Raw genomic sequence first — 21,648 nt, 5'->3', positions numbered from 1 at the left:
CCCGGCCCTCCGTTTCAGGAATCCCACCTTCCCGCCAGCCGGCTTCTCACTCCCACTCACGCTTATGCTCGACACCCTTACCATTCGGACCCAGCGCACTACCGCTTCCCGTCGCCAGGAGCTGGACCCCGAACATATTGAGTTTGGCAAAATCTTCTCCGACCACATGTTTTCCGTGGATTTCCACGACGGCGAGTGGCAGGACCCGCAGATTGTGCCCTACGGCGACATGGCCGTCAGCCCGGCCAACTCGGCCCTGCACTACGGGCAGGCCATCTTTGAAGGGATGAAGGCCTACAAGAATGCGGAGGGCGAAATCACCCTGTTCCGGCCCTACGACAACCTGCACCGCCTCAACGTCTCGGCTGAGCGGATGTGTATGCCGGCCATACCCGAGGAGCTGTTTATGCAGGGCCTCACCCAGCTGATTCGCCTCGATGCTGACTGGGTGCTCGACAAGCCCGGCAGCGCGCTGTACATCCGCCCGTTCATGTTTGCCACCGACGGCTTTATCGGCGTGCGTCCCTCCGAGTCGTACCGCTTTATGATCTTCACCTGCCCGGTGGGTTTGTACTACAACAAGCCGCTGCGGGTGCGCTTCGAAGAGAAGTTTGTCCGCTCGGCCGAGGGTGGCGCCGGCTACGCCAAGGCGGCCGGTAACTACGGTGCTTCGATGTGGCCCACCAAGCTGGCGCAGAACGAAGGCTACCACCAGCTGTTCTGGACCGACGCCTCCGAGCATGCCTACGTGGAAGAGTCGGGTACCATGAACGTGATGTTCGTCATCGACGGCCGCCTGATTACGCCGGCGCTGAGTACTTCTATTCTGGACGGCATCACCCGCAAAAGCGTGCTGACCATTGCCCGTGACTGGGGGATGCCGGTGGAAGAGCGCAAAATCTCGATCCACGAAATTCTCCAAGCCCACCAGAACGGCACCCTGCAGGAAGCTTTCGGGGTGGGTACGGCCGCGACCATCGCCCCGATTGCCACCATCGGCTTCCGGGGTCAGGACCATGACCTGCCCACGGCCCCGGCCAATGCCTTTTCCAAGCGCGTTTCGGCGGCCCTGGATGCTATCCGCACCGGCCAGGCGCCCGATACGCACAACTGGATGGTGAGCGTGTAGCGTAAACTAATCCGGCTAAAAACGCCCGCTTCCGGTCCTGGACTGGTGGCGGGCGTTTTCGTTTGGATACCTTTGCAGCCCGAGTAGCATTCTTTTTTCACACTTATTTTTTCCGGATGACCCAGGACCAGGTTAAGGAATTGAAGGGCCGCGCTGAGGCCTTGAGGAGGTATCTTTGACTACGATAACCGCAAAGCCCAGGTAACCGCCACCGAGGAGCAAACCACCGCTCCCGACTTCTGGGATGACTCCAAGAAAGCCGAAGCCGTGCTCAAGGAAATCAAGGCCGTAAAGGTCTGGACCGACGACTACGAAGCCGTGCTGGCCGCCGTGGGCGACGTGGAGGTGCTGTTTGAGTTCTACCGCGAGGGGGAAGTTCCGGAAGCCGAAATCCAGCGCGAGTACGACAAAGCCCTCAAGGCCGTCGAGCAGCTGGAGTTCAAGCGCATGCTTTCCGACGAGGAAGACCAGCTTTCCGCCATCATCGACATCAACCCCGGCGCGGGCGGCACCGAAAGCCAGGACTGGGCCGAGATGCTCATGCGCATGTACATCATGTGGGGCGAAAAGCACGGCTTTGCCGTGCGCCAGGTAAACTACCAGCCCGGCGAAGGTGCCGGCATCAAGTCGGCCTCGCTGGAAATCGACGGCGCCTTTGCCTATGGCTACCTGAAAAGTGAGATTGGGGTCCACCGCCTCGTGCGCATTTCCCCGTTCGACTCCAGCGGCCGGCGCCACACGTCGTTTGCGTCGGTGTTTGCTTACCCCGTGGTCGACGACACCATTAAGATCGAGATTAACCCGGCCGACATCAGCTGGGACACCTACCGGGCCGGGGGCGCCGGGGGGCAGAACGTGAACAAGGTGGAAACCGCCGTCCGCCTTACCCACGCGCCTTCGGGCATCATCATCGCGGTGCAGATTGAGCGCAGCCAGCTTATGAACAAAGAGCACGCTCTGCGCATGCTCAAGTCCCGGCTTTACCAGCTGGAGATGGACAAGCGCCACGCCGAGCGCGACAAGGTGGAAGCCGGCAAGAAGCGCATCGACTTCGGTTCGCAGATCCGCAACTACGTGCTGCACCCTTATAAGCTTATCAAGGACCTGCGCACCGGCATCGAGCGGACCGACGTGCAGAACGTGCTCGACGGGGATCTGGACGAGTATATCCGGGGCTTTCTGATGCAGAGCTGAGTTTTACGAAACCTGAAGTCAGGACACAAAAAAAGGGCTGCGCAGTTGCGCAGCCCTTTTTCGTGAGCGTGGTTTCCGTTACGGGTTGGCAATGTCCCACTGCTTCTCAGCAACCGGACGCTCCATGCGGGTGTACAGACGGAATGGTGTAGCGCTGTACATAAGGGTCTGGGGCTTTACAACACCCACTACGCCGGCCGGGGTTACCTCCGTGCGGAGGCGGCCGGTACGGCGCAGGTCATGCCAGCGGTGACCTTCGTAGAACAGCGAGTAGCGGCGCTCCTTGAGGATCACGTCGAGGGCGTTAGCCGACGTCAGAACCGTGGGGGCCAGACCAGCAGCGGTGCGAACCACGTTGATGTCGAGCGTGGCACCGGCGTAGTCATTCGTCATGGCCCGGGCTTCCGCAGCAATCAGCAGCAGCTCCTCGTTGCGGATGATATCCAGCGGGGTGGTCTGCGAAGCAAATACCCGGGGCTCGTAGTTACCATCGACAGCCGTTGGTCCCGTGCCTACCCGGCGGGGAGTGGTGCGGAGGGCTACTTTGTTCAGGCGGGTATCACCGGTTTCAGCCTCGGCCTGGAAGTTATCCGGAACGGTTACCACCGTAGCGGCATTCGAGTTAGAGAGCTGGAAATACGGATTGCCCGAGTTGTTTGCGGCACCCGGATCAAAGGTAATCTTCGGACCCAGGGTCAGAGCGGCCGTACGGCTGTAGAAGGACTGGCCCAGGGCCGTCAGCGTACCGGCGTAGTCTTTCTGATACAGAGCTACGCGGGCTGCCAGTGCCCGGTTGAACTTCTTGAAGTCAGCCGGGGTGTTGAAGTTGGCGTAGCCGGACGACAGCGGGAAAGCAAACGTGCTACCGGCCTGATCAAGCTCACCAGCAGCCTGATCGAGCAGCTGGCGAAGATGCGTCAGCGCTTCAGCGTAGGACACGAACTTACCCGGCTTGCGGATGTCATCCAGGTTGATGCGGATGCCACCGGCATTAGGATCAGTGCTGCCTTCGCCGCCCTGCAGAATCAGGATGTGCAGCTTGGACAGCGCCTCGTAGGTGCGGGCAAAGCCAGCAGCTCCGGCTTTCTGGGGAGCAGTCAGAATCTGGGCGTTCTGCGCCGACTCGCGGAAGATCTGCGCAGCCCGACGAACACGGGCGAAGTCCGAGTAAGCCGCGTTGTAGTAGGCAGCATCGTCGAGGGTAGCGCTGCGGGTACCGAGCAGCTCGGTATACCAGCGCGACTCGGTGCCAGCCATTACAACCACCTCCCGGCCAAACGTACCGACAACCTGGTTGTTCGGCGCGTTGCTTACGTGACCTAGGCGGAGGGAAGCTTCGAGGCCGACGGCCAGGGCGTTGATCTGCGACTGATTAGCATTCTGCAGGACGCTCTCGATACTGATGTTGTTGGGGTCGGTTACAGCCTCCGTCTCGAAGAAGCTGCACGAAGACGTACCGAGCAGGAGCGCAAGTGCGCCGGCCGCAAGGGTCTTCTGATATGGGAAAATGATCTTATGCATTGGAAGAGTTAGCAAAAATTAGAAATCAATGCCGAGGTGGAAGAACAGACGACGGGTGTTGGGGTAGCCAGCTACGTCAACCTGCGCGAAGTTGGAAGTGGCACCGAAGTTGGAAACCTCGGGGTCATAGCCAGTGTAGTCCGTGAAGGTGAGCAGGTTGTTAGCCGATACGCCAACACGGATGTTCTGCACATAGTTCTTGAACAGGCTGGTGCGAACACCCGACGGCACGCTGTAGTAGATCGAAGCCTCGCGCAGACGCACGTAGCTGCCATCCTCAATAAACTGACGGGCATCTACGCCGGCCTGGCCAGCGCGGAACTGACCGATGGTCTGACCGTCGTTCCGGCCGCTGGGGTCGCTCCAGTCAACCGTGGTACCAGCTTCATCCTGGAGCAGACGGCTCAGGTTGGAGATGTAGCCACCGTTTTTCCAATGCACCATGAAGGAGATGTCGAAGCTCTTCAGGACGGTGAACGAGTTCAGGAACGACATCTGGAAGTCCGGCTGAGCGTCTTCGTAGCGGGTCAGGTTGCTGGGGGTATCGGGGTTCGTCGTAGCGTTTGCGGGAACACCGTACCAGCGCGAAGGCGACTCGCCCAGCTTGAAGTAGTTGCGTCCGAAGGCCGAGCCGAAGCCGGTACCGGTGATGAAAGTAGGCACCGTGATGCGCGTTACTTCCGAGCGGTTGTGCCAGTACTGGGTCGTGGACGTCCAGCTGAAGTTATCCGAGCGCACGGGAGTTACGCCCAACGCCAGTTCGATGCCACGGTTGCGCAGGTCGCCTACGGGGAATGCCCGGATAGAGGAAACGCCGGTTGACGGAGCCAGTACGAAGGTGTTCACCAGGTTCTTTACTTCCTTGTTATAGAAGCTGGCTTCCAGCGTTACGCGGTTTTCCAGGAAACCCAGGTCAGCACCAAACTCAAGTTCGGTAGCACGCTCCGGCTCGATGCCGGCGTTGCCTACCAGCGTGGAGGGCAGGAAGCCGCCACGGCCGCCGGTAGAAATCGGGCCCAGGGGCGAGAAGGTAGCACCGAAGAAAGCAGGTCCACCGGTTTCACCGTAGGCAGCACGCAGCTTCACCTGGTTTACCTGGTCAACCGTCCAGAATTCGAAGTTAGCCACGTTCACGGCCAGCGAAGCCTTGGGGAAAGCGTAGAGCTTCTCGGGGTCACCGTTACGGGTCGACTTGTCGAAACGTACGCCGGCGGTAGCAATGATCTGGTCTTTGAAGTTCATTTCCTGCTGACCGATAAAGCCCACGTCCGACTCACGCTGCAGGAAGGCATCCTGCGTGATAATGGAGCCACGGTTAGGAGTCAGCGGGCCGGGAGCCAGGCCTACGCCCTGGGTGTAAGTCAGGTCCTGGTTCAGGTCCAGACGAACCGTACCCAACTGGGAGGTCAGGCTCAGGTTGTTGTCGAGCAGCTTCCAGTCGTAGATCAGGAAAGCCTGCAGGTTGGTGTTGAGGAAGTTGTTGCGGGCAAAGCGAACGGCACCGGGGTTGTTCGAGTTGCGCGACGACTGCAGGTCGGCCGGCAGGGCCAGGATAGCAGCGCTGTTGGAGAAGTCAACACCGCCCTGAGCCGTCAGGCGCAGCGAGGAGTTTTCCTTGTCGATGATGCGCAGCGTGGCGCTACCAGTCTGGATGAAGCGGTTGGTTTCTTCCTCGTTGATAGCCCGCTCTACTACGGCCAGCGGGTTGTCGCCGGTGGGAGCATCGGGGAAAACCCCCAGCTCATTCTTGTGCAGCTCCTTATAGCTGGGTACGTAGGCCAGGGTGTAGCCCAGGCTGATACCCCGGTTGTCGTTGCCGGTGTAGCCGCGACGGTTGTTGGAGTTGATGTAGTTCGAGGAAATACCCAGGTCCAGGCGCTGACCGATCTTCTGGTCCAGGTTCAAACGAACCGAGTTACGCTGGAAGCCCGTGTTCTTCACGATGCCCTCTTCGTCTGAGGTGCTGGCTGAAGCAAAGAACTTGGTGCGGTCCGTACCACCTGAGATGCTCAGGCCGGTGTTGCGCAGGAAGCCGGTGTTGCCGAAAACTTCCTTTTCGTAGTCGTAGATCTTACCGGCAGACTGGGCGGCAGCCAACTCAGCCTTTTCGGCCGCAGCAGCCGCGCCGCTGTAGAACTTGTCGATCTTCTCGGGAGTCCAGTCTTCTTTGCCCAGCAGGCGGATAGCCCGGGAGAAGCCGATGTCCTGGGTGAGGCTCACCCGGGTCTGGCCGGCGGCACCACGCTTGGTGCGGATGATAATTACCCCGGCGTTAGCCCGGGTACCGTAGATGGCAGCCGCGCTGGGGCCTTTCAGTACCTCAATCGACTCGATGTCGTTGGGGTTCAGGTCAGCCAGGCGGTTCAGGGGGTTGTCCTGGGTGGTACGGGTGGTTCCGGAAGAGGCGCCCGAGAAGGCGGCCGAGCCAGCACCGTTACCAATGGCTTCGTTTACAGCATACACCCCGTCGATGATGTACAGGGGCTGGGACGAGCCGTTGATGGTCGAGATACCACGCAGCTGAACAGCCACGCCCCCACCGGGGGCACCGCTGGTCTGCGCGATGTTGGCCCCAACTACCTTACCGCTCAGAGCGGCGTCCACGCTTACCGGCCGGGTGCTGCCCGTCAGCTCCTTGGCGGAGATGGTGGTAACAGCGTTGGCCAGGTTTTCCCGCTTGATGGACGATGCCAGACCAGTTACCACTACGTCGCCGAGCTGCTTGGTGTCAGCTGCCAGACCAATGTTGATGGTGGCATCGGAGCCGATGGGGCGGTCGATAGAGGTGTAACCGATCGAGCTAAACGTGAGGGTAGTGGCCGAGGCCGGTACACTCAGCGAGAAGGAGCCATCGGCATTGGTGGAGGCCCCTACAGTGGTACCCTTGACCAGCACGGTCACGCCCGGCAGGCCTTGTCCCGTGGCGCGGTCCGTGACCCGCCCCGAGATGCTTCTGTCCTGTGCCACGACCTGCTGCAACAGGGCGCTGAAGAGCATCAGGCTAAACAGCAATAAAATTTTTTTCATTTGGTGATTAATGGTTTGTGAGTGAAACACTGTGTTAGGCCAAACCTAGCTTAAAATTGCGATTGTTATAGCGGCAGGGCCAAAATCTTGCGAAAATACGTTCCTGCTCGGCCCCTCTTTTAACGATTTACAGATTGAATTGCAGAAAAGCATTTAATCTGCGACTGCAGCCGCGCTATCGATGAGAAAAAGTGGGATTCCAAACTGCTATAGCCGATTCTACTTATTACCTCATTCTGTGGCATTGCTCATTTTGAGCTATACTTGCCCCCACTGTTCACCTTTTCATTCTTATCACTCACCAAACTTTTTTCTCAAATGAAAAAACTTTTATTCCTGTTTGGTTTGCTCACTTGCCTGTTGCAGCAGGCAGTGGCGCAGGACCGGACTATCTCGGGACGGGTTACCGACCGTGCTACGGGACAAGGCCTGCCGGGCGTGACCGTGCTGGTCAAGGGTACCACTGTAGGGGCCTCCACTAATGCCGATGGCTCGTATTCGTTAAGCGTGCCGGCCTCGGCCACTACCCTCACGTTTAGCTCAATCGGCTATACCTCTATCGACCGCCCTATTGGCTCCGACGCGGCCATCAACATTGGTCTGGCGCCCGATAACAAGCAGCTCGGCGAAGTTGTCGTCACGGCCCTGGGCCTGGAGGCCAACCGCGACCAGCTGGGCACTGCTCAATCCACGGTGCAGGGTACGGCCCTCGTCCGCTCGGGCGAAACCAGCGTGATTACCGCTTTGTCGGGTAAGACGCCGGGCGTACTCATTACCCGCACCTCGGGCGACCCGGGTGCCAGCGCCAACATTCAGATCCGCGGCGCCAGCACCATCACCGGCAACCTGCAGCCCCTGATCGTAGTCGACGGTATTCCGATCTTCAACACGTCGGTAGGTGACGAAGGCATTCTGGCCAGCGACGGCGGTGCCGCTTCCAACCAGGTAGACGGCGTTGTGCAGTCCTCGCGTCTGAACGACATCAACCCCGACGACATTGCCTCGATGGAAATCCTGAAGGGTGCTGCTGCCAGCGCCGTATGGGGTACCCGCGCCGCCAACGGCGTAATCGTGATTACCACCAAGCGCGGCAAAAGCGCCGATGGCAAGCTCAACGTAAGCTACCGCACCAGCTACGGCGTGGACCGCATCAACCGGGTTCCTACCCTGCAGCGCTCCTACGGACAGGGTGCCGGCGGCCGCTTCAACAACACTTCCTCGGCTTCGTGGGGTGATAAGATTGCCGACCGCACCGGCGGCCCGGACACCGAAATCACTTCGCCCACGGCTCCTGGCTACCAGGGCTACGTGACGTTCCCCGACGGTACGCGCCGTTACGCCGTTGCCAACGGCACGGCGGCCAACCCCCACGGCGGCAAAAACAGCAAGGACACCTACGATCAGGGCCGTGCCCCGTTCACCAACGGCTACACCTGGGACAACATCGGCACCATCAGTGGTGGCGACACGCGCAGCAACTTCTACGTGAGCCTGGGCAACACCTACCAGAAAGGCATTGCCCGCTTCAACTCCGACTATGACCGGACCACGGCCCGCGTAAACGTGGACCGTCAGCTGACCGACAAGTTCCGCGCCTCGGTTAACACTTCCTACATCCGCACCCGCTCCGACCGGGCCCAGCAGGGCTCCAACACCAGCGGTATCTACCTCGGTGGCCTGCGCACCTCGCCCGACTACGACAACAGCCGCTACGTGGGTGACTACACCGACGCAGCTGGTAACGTTTACCTCGACCGTCAGGTATCGTACCGCAACAAGCTGGGTGCAGCCACGGCTTCCGATGGCATCACCCGGGCGGGTTACGACAACCCCCTCTGGACGCTGGAGCGGGTACTCAACCAGAGCCGCATCAACCGCTTCCTGGGTGCCCTGGAGCTGACCTACGACATTACTCCCTGGCTGAATGTCCTCAACCGGAGCGGTGTCGACACCTATAACGACAACCGCCGGGCTTACTTCCCCGTGGGTGCTACCGCCGCCATCAACGGCTCTCTGCGCGAGGAGATTATTCAGGAAAACCAGTTCAACAACGACCTGATTGTCCGCGCCCAGACCACCTTCGGTGAAAACATCAGCCTGACCGGTCTGGTTGGCTACAACCTGAACGCCCGTCGCAGCTCCCAGGTGGGCGCTACGGCCACGCAGTTTATCAACCCCTTCTCGCCCCCGCAGCTCAGCAACACCCCGGCCACCAGCCGGACCCCCTTCAACCTCGTGGTAGAGCAGCGCACGGCGGCCCTCTATGGCCAGGTGGACCTGGGCCTGTTTGATCAGCTGTTCCTGAACGGTACGGTTCGTGGTGAGCAGGCGTCGACCTTTGGTCCGGAAGCCAACAGCACGTTCATCTACCCCGCTGCCTCGGTAGCGTGGCAGTTCACCAAACTTGCCGCCCTGTCGGAAAACAGCGTGCTGAGCTTCGGTAAGCTGCGCGCTTCGTACGGCCAGGTTGGTGTACAGCCTACTCCCTACCTGACCCGCACGTATTACACGGGCGCCGGCAGCACGATTCTGGCCGACGGCTGGGGCACTGCGCTGGATGCCTCGAACTACGGTGGCGGCTTCGTGCGCTCCACGACGCAGGGCAACAGCCTGCTGAAGCCTGAGCGCAAGACGGAAATTGAAGGTGGCGTCGATCTGCGCTTCCTCGATGACCGCATCAGCCTGGGCCTGACGGGCTATACCAACGAAACGGAAGGCGCAATCCTGGGCGTACCAGTAGCCGCTTCGACCGGTTTCCAGAACACCAACGGTAACGTAGCCACCATCCAGAACCGCGGCTTTGAGGTAAACCTTGACGCCAGCGTTATCAAGACGGCTGACTTCCAGTGGACCCTTTCGCCCAACTACTCGCTGAACCGCAACCGGGTAACCGAACTGGCCGGCGCTGAGTCTATCTTCCTGACCGGCTTCACCGGCACTTCCTCCCGCGCCGTGAAAGGCCAGCCCCTCGGTGTAATCTGGGGAACGGACTTCGGCTACAACGAGAGCGGCAACTACATCGTGGATACCAACGGCTTCCCGACCCTGGCTGACGGCGGCACCGAGCGCGTGATTGGCAACCCCAACCCGAACTGGCGTGGTGGTCTGAACAACACGTTCACCTACAAGGGCCTTTCGCTGAACGTGCTCATCGACCACGTAAACGGCTTCGACGTGTGGAACGGCACCAAGGGCGCCCTGTACTTCTTCGGTACTTCCGGCGAGCTGGAAGAGGAAACGACCGTATCGGCGGCCCAGGCTGCTACCCTGAAGCTGTACAACGGCCAGACGGTAGCGCAGGCCTATCCGGCCGTAAACGGGAACCATACCTTCCGCGGACGCATTGGTAACTTCGGTGCCGGCGACGTGGCCCTCGACGAGCAGTGGTACCGCAACGGCCTGGGCAACGGCTTCTCCGGCGGCCCGGCCAAGCCCTTCGTGGAGCACGTGAGCTACACCCGTCTGCGCGAGGTTTCGCTGAACTACAGCATCACCCAGGAATGGCTGCGCAATGCGACCAAGCTGGGCAGCATCGATCTGGCTGTAACCGGTCGTAACCTGTACCTGTGGACGGACTACACCGGCGTTGACCCCGAGACCAATCTGACCGGGGTATCCAATGGCCGTGGTCTGGATTACTTCAACAACCCGAGCACCCGCTCGCTGATTTTCTCCATTAAGTTCACCTACTAGTAATCGGAGAACTCACAACATGAAAAACCTCACGAAATACGTGCTGCTGGCGGCCCTGGGCCTGTCTTTGGGCAGCTGCGACAAGTTCATCAACGGGAACGACATCAATCCCAATGCTCCGCAGGATGCTCCCGCCGATCAGCAGCTCACCGCTGCCCAGCTCAGCGAAGGCTTCTTTATGAGCGGCGAGATTCCCCGCCAGGTAGGTATCTGGAGTGGCTTCTTTACGGGAGCTGACCGTCAGTACCTGGGTCTGGACCTCTACAATACCGCGGCCGGCGACTACGACAACGCCTGGAGCCTGGCTTATGCGACCACGCTGGCCCAGACCCGTCTGGTAGAAGAAAAGGCACAGGCCGTAAACAACCGGGCCCTGCTTGGCGTGGCTCAGGTAGTGGAAGCCCAGATTGTGGGCCAGATCACCGCTCTATGGGGCGACGTTCCCTATTCGGAGGCCCTGCGGCCCGGCACTCCCGGCAAGTTTGATTCGCAGGCTTCCGTTTATGCCGCCACCCAGACGCTGCTCGACCAGGCTATCATCAACCTGCCCCTCAACGGGGTATGGGACCGGAGCCGGGACATCTTCTACGGCGGATCGGTACCGAAGTGGACTGCTGCGGCGCACTCGCTCAAGGCCCGTCACTACCTGCACGTGAAAGACTACGCCCGTGCTGCTTCGGAAGCGCGCCTGGGCATTACGAGCAGCGCCAACGACATGATCATGCCCTACAACGGTACGTCTGTCAGTGGTGACCTGAACCCGTATTACGACTTCATCGACATCAACCGGTTTGGCTACATGTCGGCCGAAGGGGCCCATGCTGCGGCCCTGCTCGACAGCGTCGGCTCCGCCGGTGGCCGCACCCGGGCCAATGCCAAGACGGATGAGTCGGCCCGTTTCTCTTACTTCTACATCGCTGACCAGATTTACTCGCTGGACCCCAACTTTGTAGACGGCGCTTTTGCACCGGATGCCGATGCTCCCTTGCTGACGTACGTGGAGACCCAGGCTATCCTGGCGGAAGCCCTGAACCGTACCGGCGACCAGGCCGGCGCTCTGGCGGCACTCAACAACATTCGCCGTGAGAACGAGACGAAGTTCGGACCGGGTGCCTATGCTCCGTATGTACTGGCTGACTTCGCAGCCGGTGGCCTGATGAACCGGGTAGCCGGCCAGACGCCCGCCGCCGCGATGCTCAAGGAAATCCTGACCGAGAAGTACCTGTCGATGATTGGTCAGCTGGAGCCCTTCCACGACCTGCGCCGGACGGACAACCTGATTGGCGTACCGAAGAAGAACAGTGCTTCGCCCAGCCTGCCCCAGCGTCTGCTGTACCCGCAGAGTGAAGTGAACACCAACCCGAACGTACCCAAGCCTATCCCCGGCTTGTTTGACAAGACGCCGGTGAACCGCTAAACCGGTAGACGCCATCCTAAGAAAGACCTGGTCCTGATGGGCCAGGTCTTTTTTGTTTAGGGCCCTCTGCTCGCAGGAAGCAGGGCTGGCTCCGCCGCCGGATGAGTAGTCGGGACTAGACCCCTCTTCAGGTTTCTGAGCCGCTACTCCCTGGTTTTTTTCTTGAAATCGGGATATCCCGTTGAAAAACAGCTGGTAATGGCTGACCAGCCGGACCCGGGCATTTTATTTTTTTAAGCTCCGGCAGGACCTATCTTATTACCTTCAGGAAAAATTGCCCTATTTTTAGCCACAAAGAACCACCCCCAAGGCCTAGCCTATTCCTCCATTTTTCCCCCCTTTTTTCATGAAAAAACCCTTACTGCTCAGTCTGCTGATGGTATTGGTTCTGTTCGGCCAGGCACTGGCCCAGAACCGGTCTATCTCCGGACGTGTCCTGGACGCCAGCAACAACGACGGTCTGCCCGGCGTGAGTGTGCTGGTGAAAGGCACCAGCATTGGTACTGCCACCAACGCTGACGGACGCTACACTCTGGCCGTGCCAGACAATGCAACCACCCTCGTTTTCAAGTATTTGGGCTACACCACCCTAGAGCGCCCAATTACCAGCACCGCCATCGACGTATCCATGGCGGTGGATGCCAAGCAACTCAATGAAGTAACCGTCCTCGGCGTAAAGCGGGAGGAGCGGGCAGTTGGCTACGCTGTTTCCACGATTAAAACCGAGCAGGTTGTTCAGAAGTCGGAGCCCGACATCCTGCGCACGATTTCCGGTAAAGTGCCCGGCGTAAACATTGTCTCGTCGAGCGGGGTCCCCGGTTCGTCTTCCCGCATCACCATCCGCGGTAATACCTCGATGCTGGGCAACAACCAGCCGCTCTTTATTGTAGACGGCGTGCCGTACGACAACTCCCAAACCGAGTCGGAAAACCAGCTCGTGCGCGGTGCCGGCTACTCGGGCCGTACGGCCGACATTGACCCCAACAACATTGAAACCTTCACGGTACTGAAAGGTGCGGCGGCGGCGGCCCTTTACGGTTCCCGGGCGGCTGGTGGCGTTATCGTTATCACTACCAAAACCGGCAGCGGCAAGCGCGGCGCCAAAGGCGTGCAGGTTGGCTACAGCACTTCCTACTCCATGGAAAAGCTTGCCGGCCTGCCCGAGTACCAGAACTCCTACGGCAACGGGGCGAACTTTACCGGCCCGTTCACTACGAACGGCTCCTGGGGTCCCCGCTTCGGCGGCCCCGGCTCCCCGACCACCATTCCTCACCCCCAGGCAGGCAACGTGGGTCTAGGCATTGCGGACACGGCCGTTATTCCCTATCAGGCTTACCCGAACAACGTAAAGGACTACTTCAAAACCGGCCACGTATTCGAGAACTCGATCAACCTGTCCGGCTCCGGCGACAATACCAGCTTCTCGGCTGTTCTGTCGCGTGCCGACAACAAAGGCATTATCCCGAACTCGTTCTTTATCCGCAACAACGTGAGTGCCGGCGGTTCGGGCACTTTCAACAAGCTCACCGTAGGCGGCAACGTCGGCTACACCAACTCGGAGCAGCGCGGCCCCCAGCTGGGCGCCAACAACGCCGTTGGTAACGCCACGGCCTTTGCCCGGACGCTGTTCTTGCCCCGTAACCTCGACCTGCAGGGTTTGCCCTACATCGACCCGATTACGAAACAGTCGCTGTTCGGCTGGCTGTCGCAGCAGGCTGACAACCCCATCTGGAGCACCGAGAACAACGCCTACACCTCCCGGGTTGACCGCGTGGTGGGCAGCGTGAACATGAGCTACGCCTTCAAGGAGTGGCTGACGCTGAGCTACTCCGGGGGCCTGAACACCTACACCGACCTGCGCCGTACCACCGTTCGTCCCGGCTCCCTGGGCTACGGCGGCGTAGGCAACGTACTGGAGGACAACATCCAGAACACCGAGCTGGAGCAGACCCTGCTGCTGACCGTTGACAAAAACCTGACGGAAGACATCAGCCTGCGCGCCTCGGTCGGCCAGAACATCAACCAGCGCAAGTTTGAGTTTACTGCCTTCCAGGGCAGCAACATCATCGTGTTCGGCATCGACAACATCGAAAACACCGAGCAGAAGGGCACCAACGGCTACGACTACTCCAAGCGCCGCCTGATGGGTATCCTTGGTGACGCTACCGTGGGCTATAAGGAGTTTGCGTTCCTAACCGTTTCGGGTCGTAACGACTGGTCGTCGACGCTGAACAAGAACGGGGAGCTGGGCAACAGCGGCCGCTCGTTCTTTTACCCCAGCGTAAACGGCTCGCTGCTCGTCAACGAAGCGTTCAAGCTCGACTACAACTGGCTGACGTTGCTGAAGCTGCGTGCCGGCTACGGCCGCGTGGGTCGCGATGCTTCGCCCTATGATGCCGGCCCCACGCGCTACATCATCAACCCTGGCTTCGGCAACCCCGGCCAGCAGCTGGGCACCCAGTTCCCCTTCAACGGTATCGTCGGCCTGGGCATTTCCAGCCAGATCGGCAACCCGGCCCTGACGCCCGAGTTCACCTCCGACATCGATGTAGGGGTTGACCTGGGCTTCCTCAAGGACCGCGTAACCTTCACGGGCACCTATTACAAGCGCCGCTCCACCAGCCAGATTGCCCCCCGGGCTCTGCCGTCTGCTACCGGCTACGGCTCAGAGATTACCAACTTCGGTGAGCTCAGCAACGAGGGCCAGGAAGTTTCGCTGACCGTGGTTCCGATTAAAACGAACGACTTCACCTGGTCCAGCACCAACAACTTCTACCGCAACCGCAACATTGTGGTGGAGCTGGCTGAAGGCATCGACCAGATTCCGTTCGGCAGCAGCTTCGGCTCGGGTGTTATTCAGGCCCTGCTGAAGCCGGGTCAGCCCTACGGCGTGTTCTACGGCTCGGTAGCCGCCCGCGACGAGAAAGGCAACCTGCTGATTGATCCGGTAACGGGCCGCCCGATTGACGACCCCAACCCCCAGATCATCGGCAACCCAAACCCGGATTTCCAGATGAACTTCATCAACAACTTCACTTACAAAGGCCTTAACCTGAGTGTGCTAGTTGACTTCCGCAAGGGCGGCGACATCTATTCGACCACCGTGGAGCAGATGCTGGGCCGGGGTGTAACGAAGGACACCGAGGACCGCGAGAAGCTGGTTATCATCAAAGGGGTACAGGGTGACGTAGCCACCCGCCAGCCTATCCGCAACGGCGACGGCGTGGCCATCCCGAATACGACCCCCATCACGGTGAACGACTACTATTTCAGTGGTGTTCCCGGTCTTGGTTCGGCGGCCATCAACGCCCCGGCCGAGTTCTCGGTGTACGATGCTACCACGGTACGTCTGCGCGAAATCTCGCTTGGCTACAGCCTGCCCAAGACGATGCTGGAGAAAACTCCCTTCAACGGCGTGACGGTTTCGCTGTCGGGCCGCAACCTGTGGTGGTATTCGCCCAACATTCCGAAGTACACCAACTTCGACCCCGAAACCAGCACGTTCGGCTCCAGCAACGCCCAGGGTTTCGAGTACACCAACGCGCCCAACACCACCCGGTACGGCGTGAACCTGCGCGTGAACTTCTAATCTGACTTTTCGACTTTATATACGATGAGAATCCGTAAACTTTCCGCCGGCCTGGGCCTGGTGGGCCTGCTCCTCACAGCACCGGGGTGCAAGGACTTTTTCGATGTCAACGTTGACCCGATTCACCCGATTTCGGCCACCAACGAGCAGCTGCTGCCGGTGACCCAGGTGGCGATGGCCACGTACCTGGGCTTTAACCTGAACGGCCTGAGCCAGCCGACGGCCGCCCTGATGGGCCAGCTGTCCAACTCCCGCTCGATCGGTACTTTCTCTCAGTCGGGCGACTCGTTCAACAACGAGTGGTCGGGTCTGTACACCGATATGCTCAATAACAACGAGCAGATCATCAGGCAGGCTACTGCGCAGCAAAGCTGGACGTTCCTGGGTATTGCCCAGCTGCAGAAAGCCTATGTCGTCAGCCAGATGGTGGATATGTGGGGCGACATTCCCTACTCCCAGGCGCTGCAGGGCGCTTCCAACCGGGCTCCCCGCTTCGATAAGGACTCCGATATCTACAACGGCAACCAGACCCTGGGTATTCAGGGTCTGTTCTCGCTGATTGACGAAGCCCTGGCTAACCTGGCCAAGGGAGGAGTGACGCCATCCAACGACATTATCTATGGTGGCAATGCCCTGAAATGGTCCCGTTTCGGCCGGAGCCTGAAGCTGAAGCTCTACAACCAGATCCGCAAAACCCGTGACGTCAGCGCCGACGTTACGACCCTGCTCGGCCAGGACCTGCTGACGGCCCAGGACGACTTTGAAGTGAAGTACGGCAGCACTACCACGCCGGAAAACCGGAACGTTGGCTTCCTGGCCGACTACGTAAACGTAGGCCGCGAAAACCACATCGGCATTCACTTCTATGAGCGGATGCGCGGTACCAGCGCCGGCAACACGACCCGGGCACCCCGGGACCCCCGCCTGCCTTACTACTTCTTTAACCAGAACCGCTCCACGGTTGAAAATACCAACGTAGACTACCAGGAGCCTGCTAACCGCGGCCGTCTGTTTATCTCGCGCCGCTTTGGCAGCACCGGCCGCAACGCCGCCGCCGCCGATGCCGACGTGCGCACCCTGCCCGGTCTGTACCCCATTGGCGGGCGCTTCGACAACGGCGAAGGCGGCAACGCCACCTCTGACTTTGGCCGCGGCCTCGTTGCCCAGCGTCTGCTCACGTACTTCAGCCGCAAGTACACCGAAGCCGAAGTACGCCTGATGGTACTCAATGATGCTACCGCCGCTGGTGTCGCCCTGGAAGAAGCCATCCGCGCTTCGTTTGCCAAGGTAAACCAGATTGCTGCCGCCGAAGGAACTTCCCCGGCCGGCGTGGGTGTATCCGCGCTGCCGGTGCCCCAGATTTCGGCAGCCGCCATCAACACCTATGTGACGCGGGAAATGGCTGCCTACAACGCCGCCACTACCGCGCAGGGCAAGCTGGCCATCATTATGGAGCAGAAGTACATTGCCTCGTTTGGCTTCGGACTGGATATCTACACTGACTTCCGCCGCACCTACCTGCCCCGTATCAAGGTGCCCGGCAATGCAGATCCGGCCCGTGGCACGGAGGACGATGACGACAACGAAACGGCTTCGAGCGGTGGCTTCCCCCGCCGTCTGCTTTACCGTCAGGACGACCTGACGACCAATCCTAATGCGCCCAAACAGCCCAATGTGCTGACGGACCGCATTTTCTGGGATGTTCAATAAATCATTGTGCATCCACGAAACCTCACTTTTGACTATTTTATGAAAAAGACCCTGTTTGCCCTCGCGCTGCTGGCGTCGAGTATGCTCGGGTTCTCCTCGTGCACCGACCAAGACAAGCTCCCGGCGCCGGAGACCGAAGACCTTCCTATCCTGTTTCCCCGGGTTACCCCCGGCAAAGACTACTTTCCCATTAGCCAAAGCGCCGCGGCCCCGAACTCCAACCCTACGCGGCCGGTGTTCGAGTTTACGATCGACCCGGGTGACCAGCGTGAAGTGGAGATTGACCGGATTGCCGTGTACCGCAGCTACCGTCGTGGTACCCAGATTAGCCCCCGCTTGCTGGTAAAGGAGGTTAGCTCGTTCCCGGCTACCATCACCATGAACAGTGATGAGGCGCTCCGGGATCTGGAGCGAATCAATGGTGCTGCGCTGACGACCGTATATCCGATCAAGCCCGGCAGCACCACCAAAGAGCAGGATCCCACGCGTACGAACAACTTTCTGGTTCGCAACGATGCGATTGTGTTCACCTTCGACTACATCCTGAAGGATGGTCGTCGGATCGTGCTCACTCCGCTGACCGGCACGTTCCCATCGCCTTCCGGCACGTTGTCGCGGGAGCCTTTCGCGGCCGTCGCAGTGTTCCGCTAAGCTGCAAAAGCCGATTAACTAAAAGCCGCTGTCCTTCCGGGCAGCGGCTTTTTTGTGGCTGACACGCCCGTTCCGCCGCTGATTTCGGGCGCTGATATAAGGTAAAGCTCCGTAAAATGCTATCCCCGAAGAAAAAGTATAGCAGGTTTCAAATGCGCCGGACCCTGGCCGTTTAAAAATCAAGGTCCGGCAAATGTGCAAGTGCGTTACGGCTAACCGGCCAGCGCTGGAAGTAGCGTTACGGGGTGATAACGCGCTTTAAAGCAGGTTATTTTGATTTTTAACCTACCCGGAATCGGGCGAATTCTCAGTATAGAAAATAGCAAATGATCTTAAAGTCAAATTATCTAATGGTTGCCTGAGAAGAGGACGAACGCAGACTTTTTTTTCGTCAGTTCATAAAAAAGTAACCATTCCTTCTTGCATTGCTTGAATGTTGCCTATTTTTATGAAATAAAGGCTGGCTTCTGGCGGTCCTTATTTCCTTACTCTTTTCTCACTCACCTTTCTCTGCATGAAAAAATTTCTATTCATGAGTGCTCTGCTCATGATTACCCTGCTACAGCAGGTAATGGCTCAGGACCGGAACATCTCCGGCCGTGTGACCGACCGGCAGTCCGGCGAAGGCCTGCCCGGTGTAACGGTGCTGTTAAAAGGCACCACGAACGGGGTTTCGACCAACTCCGATGGAACGTTTAGCCTCACTGCCCCGGCAGCAGGTGGCGTTCTCACTTTCAGCTCCATCGGCTTCATCACCCAGGAGCGCACCATCGGCACCGACAACACCATCAACATTGGTCTGGCTGCCGACACCAAAACCCTGAGCGAAGTAGTCGTAACCGGCTACGGCGGGTCGCAGGATGTCAAAGACATTACCGGCTCGGTAGCTCAGGTAAAAGAGGAGAAGCTGCTGCTTCAGCCCGTAACGAGTGTTGATCAGGCACTGCAGGGTCGTATGGCCGGCGTGAGCATCAACATTGGTAGCGGTATGATTGCCGACCAGGCTGCCGTGCGTATCCGCGGTGCCAACTCGATCAGCAACAACTCCCAGCCCCTGTATGTACTGGACGGCGTACCGCTGAATACCGCGGAGCAGACCAACGTACTGGGTGGCCGCTACAACCCGCTGGCTGATATCAACCCCAACGACATTCAGTCGGTGGACGTGTTGAAGGACGCTTCGGCTGCAGCTATCTACGGCTCGCGCGCTGCCAACGGCGTTATCGTTATTACCACCAAGCGTGGCAAGAACGGTCAGAACCGCGTTTCGCTGAACACCTACCGCGGCTTCCAGCAGGCTGTTCGCCGCCCCGAGCTTCTCGGCGCTAACGATTTCGTTACCATCTCCAACGAAAAGGCCGCTAACGCCCGCGCTGGTAGCGTAGGTGCTCCCGGCAACGTTGGCAACACCAGCGTGCCGGCCGTAATTGCAGCTACGATCGACACGAACGGCGACGGTGTGCCGGACGAGACGGACTGGATCAACGAGATCTTCCGTAACGGCACCCAGCAGAACTACCAGATTGCTCTTTCCGGCGGTAACGAATTCGCTTCGTACTACGGCTCGGGTGACTGGAACGACCAGCAGGGCCTCATCATCCAGAACCGCCTGCGTCGTGGTTCCGGGCGTCTGAACCTCGACCTGACCCCCAAGAAGTGGCTGAAGGCCGGCATCAGCCTGAGCTACAGCAAAGCCTACAACCAGGGTGTAAACAACGAGAACGCCCTGGCTGGCGCTACCATCTCGGGCTACACCGCTCCCCCGAACGTACCGGCCTACAATCCGGACGGCACCTACTACCTGAACAACCTGGGCAACCTAGGCAACGGTAACAACCTGATTCCGAGCAGCTATGCTCCGAACGCGTACTACCACATCCCCGGCATCCTGCGCGAGAACCGCAACGACAACACCTCGCAGCGTATGCTCGGCAACGGTTACTTCACGGTAGAGCCCATCAAAGGCCTGCAGCTGACCACGAAATACGGTATCGACCATACCAACAACTTCGAGGACCAGTACAACAGCCCCATCCTCGGCGGCCTGGGCCGTCAGGTTGGTCAGGGTCTGGTACAGGACTACGATAACACCCTGACTCAGTTCAACTGGCAGAACTACGCCAACTACGACCGCACGTTCGCTGAAAAGCACACGATCGGTCTGACGGCCGGTGTAGAATACCAGGAGACGCAAACCAAGCGCATCTACAGCGTAGCCAACGACTTCGCTGACCCCAAGTTCCAGTCGATCCTCGACGGTCTGTACTCCGGTACCCTGACCGGCGGCGGCACTGAGTTCGCCAACGGCTTCCAGTCGTACTTCGGCCGCGCCAACTACAGCTTCGAAAACAAGTACTACGCTTCGTTCTCGGTACGTGCTGACGCTTCGTCGGTATTCGGTAAGGACAACCAGCGCGGCTACTTCCCAGGTGGTTCGCTGGGCTGGCGTATCTCGGAGGAAAGCTTCATGCAGGGCATCTCCGTTATTAATGACCTGAAGCTGCGTGGTAGCTACGGCGTGGTTGGTAACTCCAACGGCTTGGGCTCCTACGCTTCGCGCACCCTGATCGGCGGCGGCCAGTACGCCGACGTAAACGGTTTCTCGATCAGCCAAGTGGGTAACCCCGGTCTGCAGTGGGAAACGTCCAAGAAGCTTGACCTGGGTCTGGATGCTTCGTTGCTCGACAGCCGCGTGAACCTGACCTTCGACTTCTTCAACAACAACATCGACAACTTGGTACTGAATGCCCCGGTACTCCGCACCACTGGTATCCCCGGTGCTTCGGTAGCCCGCAACGTAGGCAAGATGTACAACCGTGGTGTTGAACTGACCCTGAACACGGTGAACGTGCGCACGGAAAGCGGCTTCACCTGGAGCTCTTCCTTCAACACGGCCATCATCAAGAACCGCATTGTTGAGCTGGCTACCCCGACCGACATTATTGCCGCTAACAACCGCGCCAGCGTGGGCAGCAGCCTGGGTGTATACTTCCTGCCCCAGTGGGCTGGTGTAAACCCCGCCAACGGCAACGCCCAGTTCTACGACAAGGATGGCAACATCAAGCAGTACGATGCGGCTTACACGACCAACGCCAATGCTACGCAGGGCCGCTGGCTGAACGCCGCTGGTGAGGTTACGACCCCCATCGGCGCTGCTGACTTCAAGTACACGAAGAAGTCGGGCTACCCCACCTGGTCGGGTGGTTTCGACAACACCTTCAGCTTCAAAGGCCTTGAGCTGGGTGTGTTCCTGCAGTACTCCGGCGGCAACCTCGTTTACAACGGCTACCGTCAGGCCATGCTGAGCAACAGCCTGCAGAACAACAGCACGGAAATCCTGGACCGCTGGACGGCTCCCGGCCAGAACACCGACATTCAGAAGCTCGTGCTGCGTGACGTGCAGTCCGTGCAGGCTTCGACCCGCTGGCTAGAGAAGGGCGACTTCCTGCGCCTGCGTCAGGTGAGCCTTGGCTACAACCTGCCGGAACCTCTTATCAAGCGTCTTGGTTTGAACAATGTCCGGATTTACGGCCTGGCTCAGAACCTGTATAACTTCACTGCTTATACTGGCCTCGATCCGGAAGTAAACACCAACAACAGCACGACTAACACCCGTCAGGGTGCCAACATTGCCTACGGTATCGACGGCCGCTCGCTGCCGCCTCCCCGTAGCTTCACGTTCGGCATCAACCTGGGTATTTAATTTTTGCTTCTTTC

At 59.3% G+C, this 21,648-nt stretch carries 10 protein-coding genes; 8 read left to right on the top strand and 2 right to left on the bottom strand.

The features are described 5' to 3' along the window. Positions 1-64: 64 nt before the first annotated feature. Both LJY25_RS11150 and prfB read left to right on the top strand, forming a co-directional pair. Positions 65-1,129 carry a branched-chain amino acid aminotransferase gene (locus LJY25_RS11150; RefSeq protein ID WP_227608417.1) on the top strand — a complete coding sequence of 355 codons (1,065 nt, stop codon included), beginning with the start codon at positions 65-67 and terminating at the stop codon, positions 1,127-1,129. 116 nt (positions 1,130-1,245) lie between these two features. Next, positions 1,246-2,323 (top strand): peptide chain release factor 2 gene (gene prfB / locus LJY25_RS11145; protein WP_227608416.1). Its coding sequence is split into 2 segments (ribosomal slippage): positions 1,246-1,296 and positions 1,298-2,323, totalling 1,077 coding nucleotides; the frame shifts between segments, so codons are not numbered across the junction. A gap of 78 nt (positions 2,324-2,401) precedes the next feature. On the opposite strand, the gene LJY25_RS11140 is transcribed toward prfB, so the two are convergent. Both LJY25_RS11140 and LJY25_RS11135 read right to left on the bottom strand, forming a co-directional pair. Continuing rightward, on the bottom strand, positions 2,402-3,844 hold the full coding sequence (locus LJY25_RS11140; RefSeq protein WP_227608415.1) for a RagB/SusD family nutrient uptake outer membrane protein: 1,443 nt from the start codon (positions 3,842-3,844) through the stop codon (positions 2,402-2,404). An 18-nt stretch (positions 3,845-3,862) separates the two neighbouring features. Beyond that, positions 3,863-6,871, bottom strand: a complete 3,009-nt coding sequence (locus LJY25_RS11135) for a SusC/RagA family TonB-linked outer membrane protein (protein WP_227608414.1) — start codon at positions 6,869-6,871, stop codon at positions 3,863-3,865. Positions 6,872-7,189: 318 nt separating this feature from the next. On the opposite strand from LJY25_RS11135, the gene LJY25_RS11130 reads away from it, so the two are divergent. The 6 genes from LJY25_RS11130 to LJY25_RS11105 all read left to right on the top strand — a co-directional run bounded on the left by LJY25_RS11130 (position 7,190) and on the right by LJY25_RS11105 (position 21,634). After that, positions 7,190-10,564 carry a SusC/RagA family TonB-linked outer membrane protein gene (locus tag LJY25_RS11130; RefSeq protein ID WP_227608413.1) on the top strand — a complete coding sequence of 1,125 codons (3,375 nt, stop codon included), beginning with the start codon at positions 7,190-7,192 and terminating at the stop codon, positions 10,562-10,564. Positions 10,565-10,583: 19 nt separating this feature from the next. Then, positions 10,584-11,981: a SusD/RagB family nutrient-binding outer membrane lipoprotein gene (locus tag LJY25_RS11125; RefSeq protein WP_227608412.1), complete on the top strand. Its 1,398-nt coding sequence runs from the start codon at positions 10,584-10,586 to the stop codon at positions 11,979-11,981. Between the two features lie 346 nt (positions 11,982-12,327). Further along, entirely contained in the window at positions 12,328-15,570 is a 3,243-nt protein-coding gene (locus LJY25_RS11120) for a SusC/RagA family TonB-linked outer membrane protein (protein ID WP_227608411.1), read from the top strand. Between the two features lie 24 nt (positions 15,571-15,594). After that, positions 15,595-17,280: a SusD/RagB family nutrient-binding outer membrane lipoprotein gene (locus tag LJY25_RS11115; protein ID WP_227608410.1), complete on the top strand. Its 1,686-nt coding sequence runs from the start codon at positions 15,595-15,597 to the stop codon at positions 17,278-17,280. 39 nt (positions 17,281-17,319) lie between these two features. Further along, positions 17,320-17,931 carry a hypothetical protein gene (locus tag LJY25_RS11110; RefSeq protein WP_227608409.1) on the top strand — a complete coding sequence of 204 codons (612 nt, stop codon included), beginning with the start codon at positions 17,320-17,322 and terminating at the stop codon, positions 17,929-17,931. A 514-nt stretch (positions 17,932-18,445) separates the two neighbouring features. Continuing rightward, positions 18,446-21,634: a SusC/RagA family TonB-linked outer membrane protein gene (locus LJY25_RS11105; protein WP_227608408.1), complete on the top strand. Its 3,189-nt coding sequence runs from the start codon at positions 18,446-18,448 to the stop codon at positions 21,632-21,634. Positions 21,635-21,648 lie beyond the last annotated feature (14 nt).

Origin of the sequence: Hymenobacter translucens, from assembly GCF_020685205.1 — a bacterium.
In the GTDB taxonomy this organism is placed as follows: Bacteria; Bacteroidota; Bacteroidia; order Cytophagales; family Hymenobacteraceae; genus Hymenobacter; species Hymenobacter translucens.
Note: the sequence above shows the minus strand (reverse complement) of the source record. Positions and strands in the feature narration are given on the sequence as shown.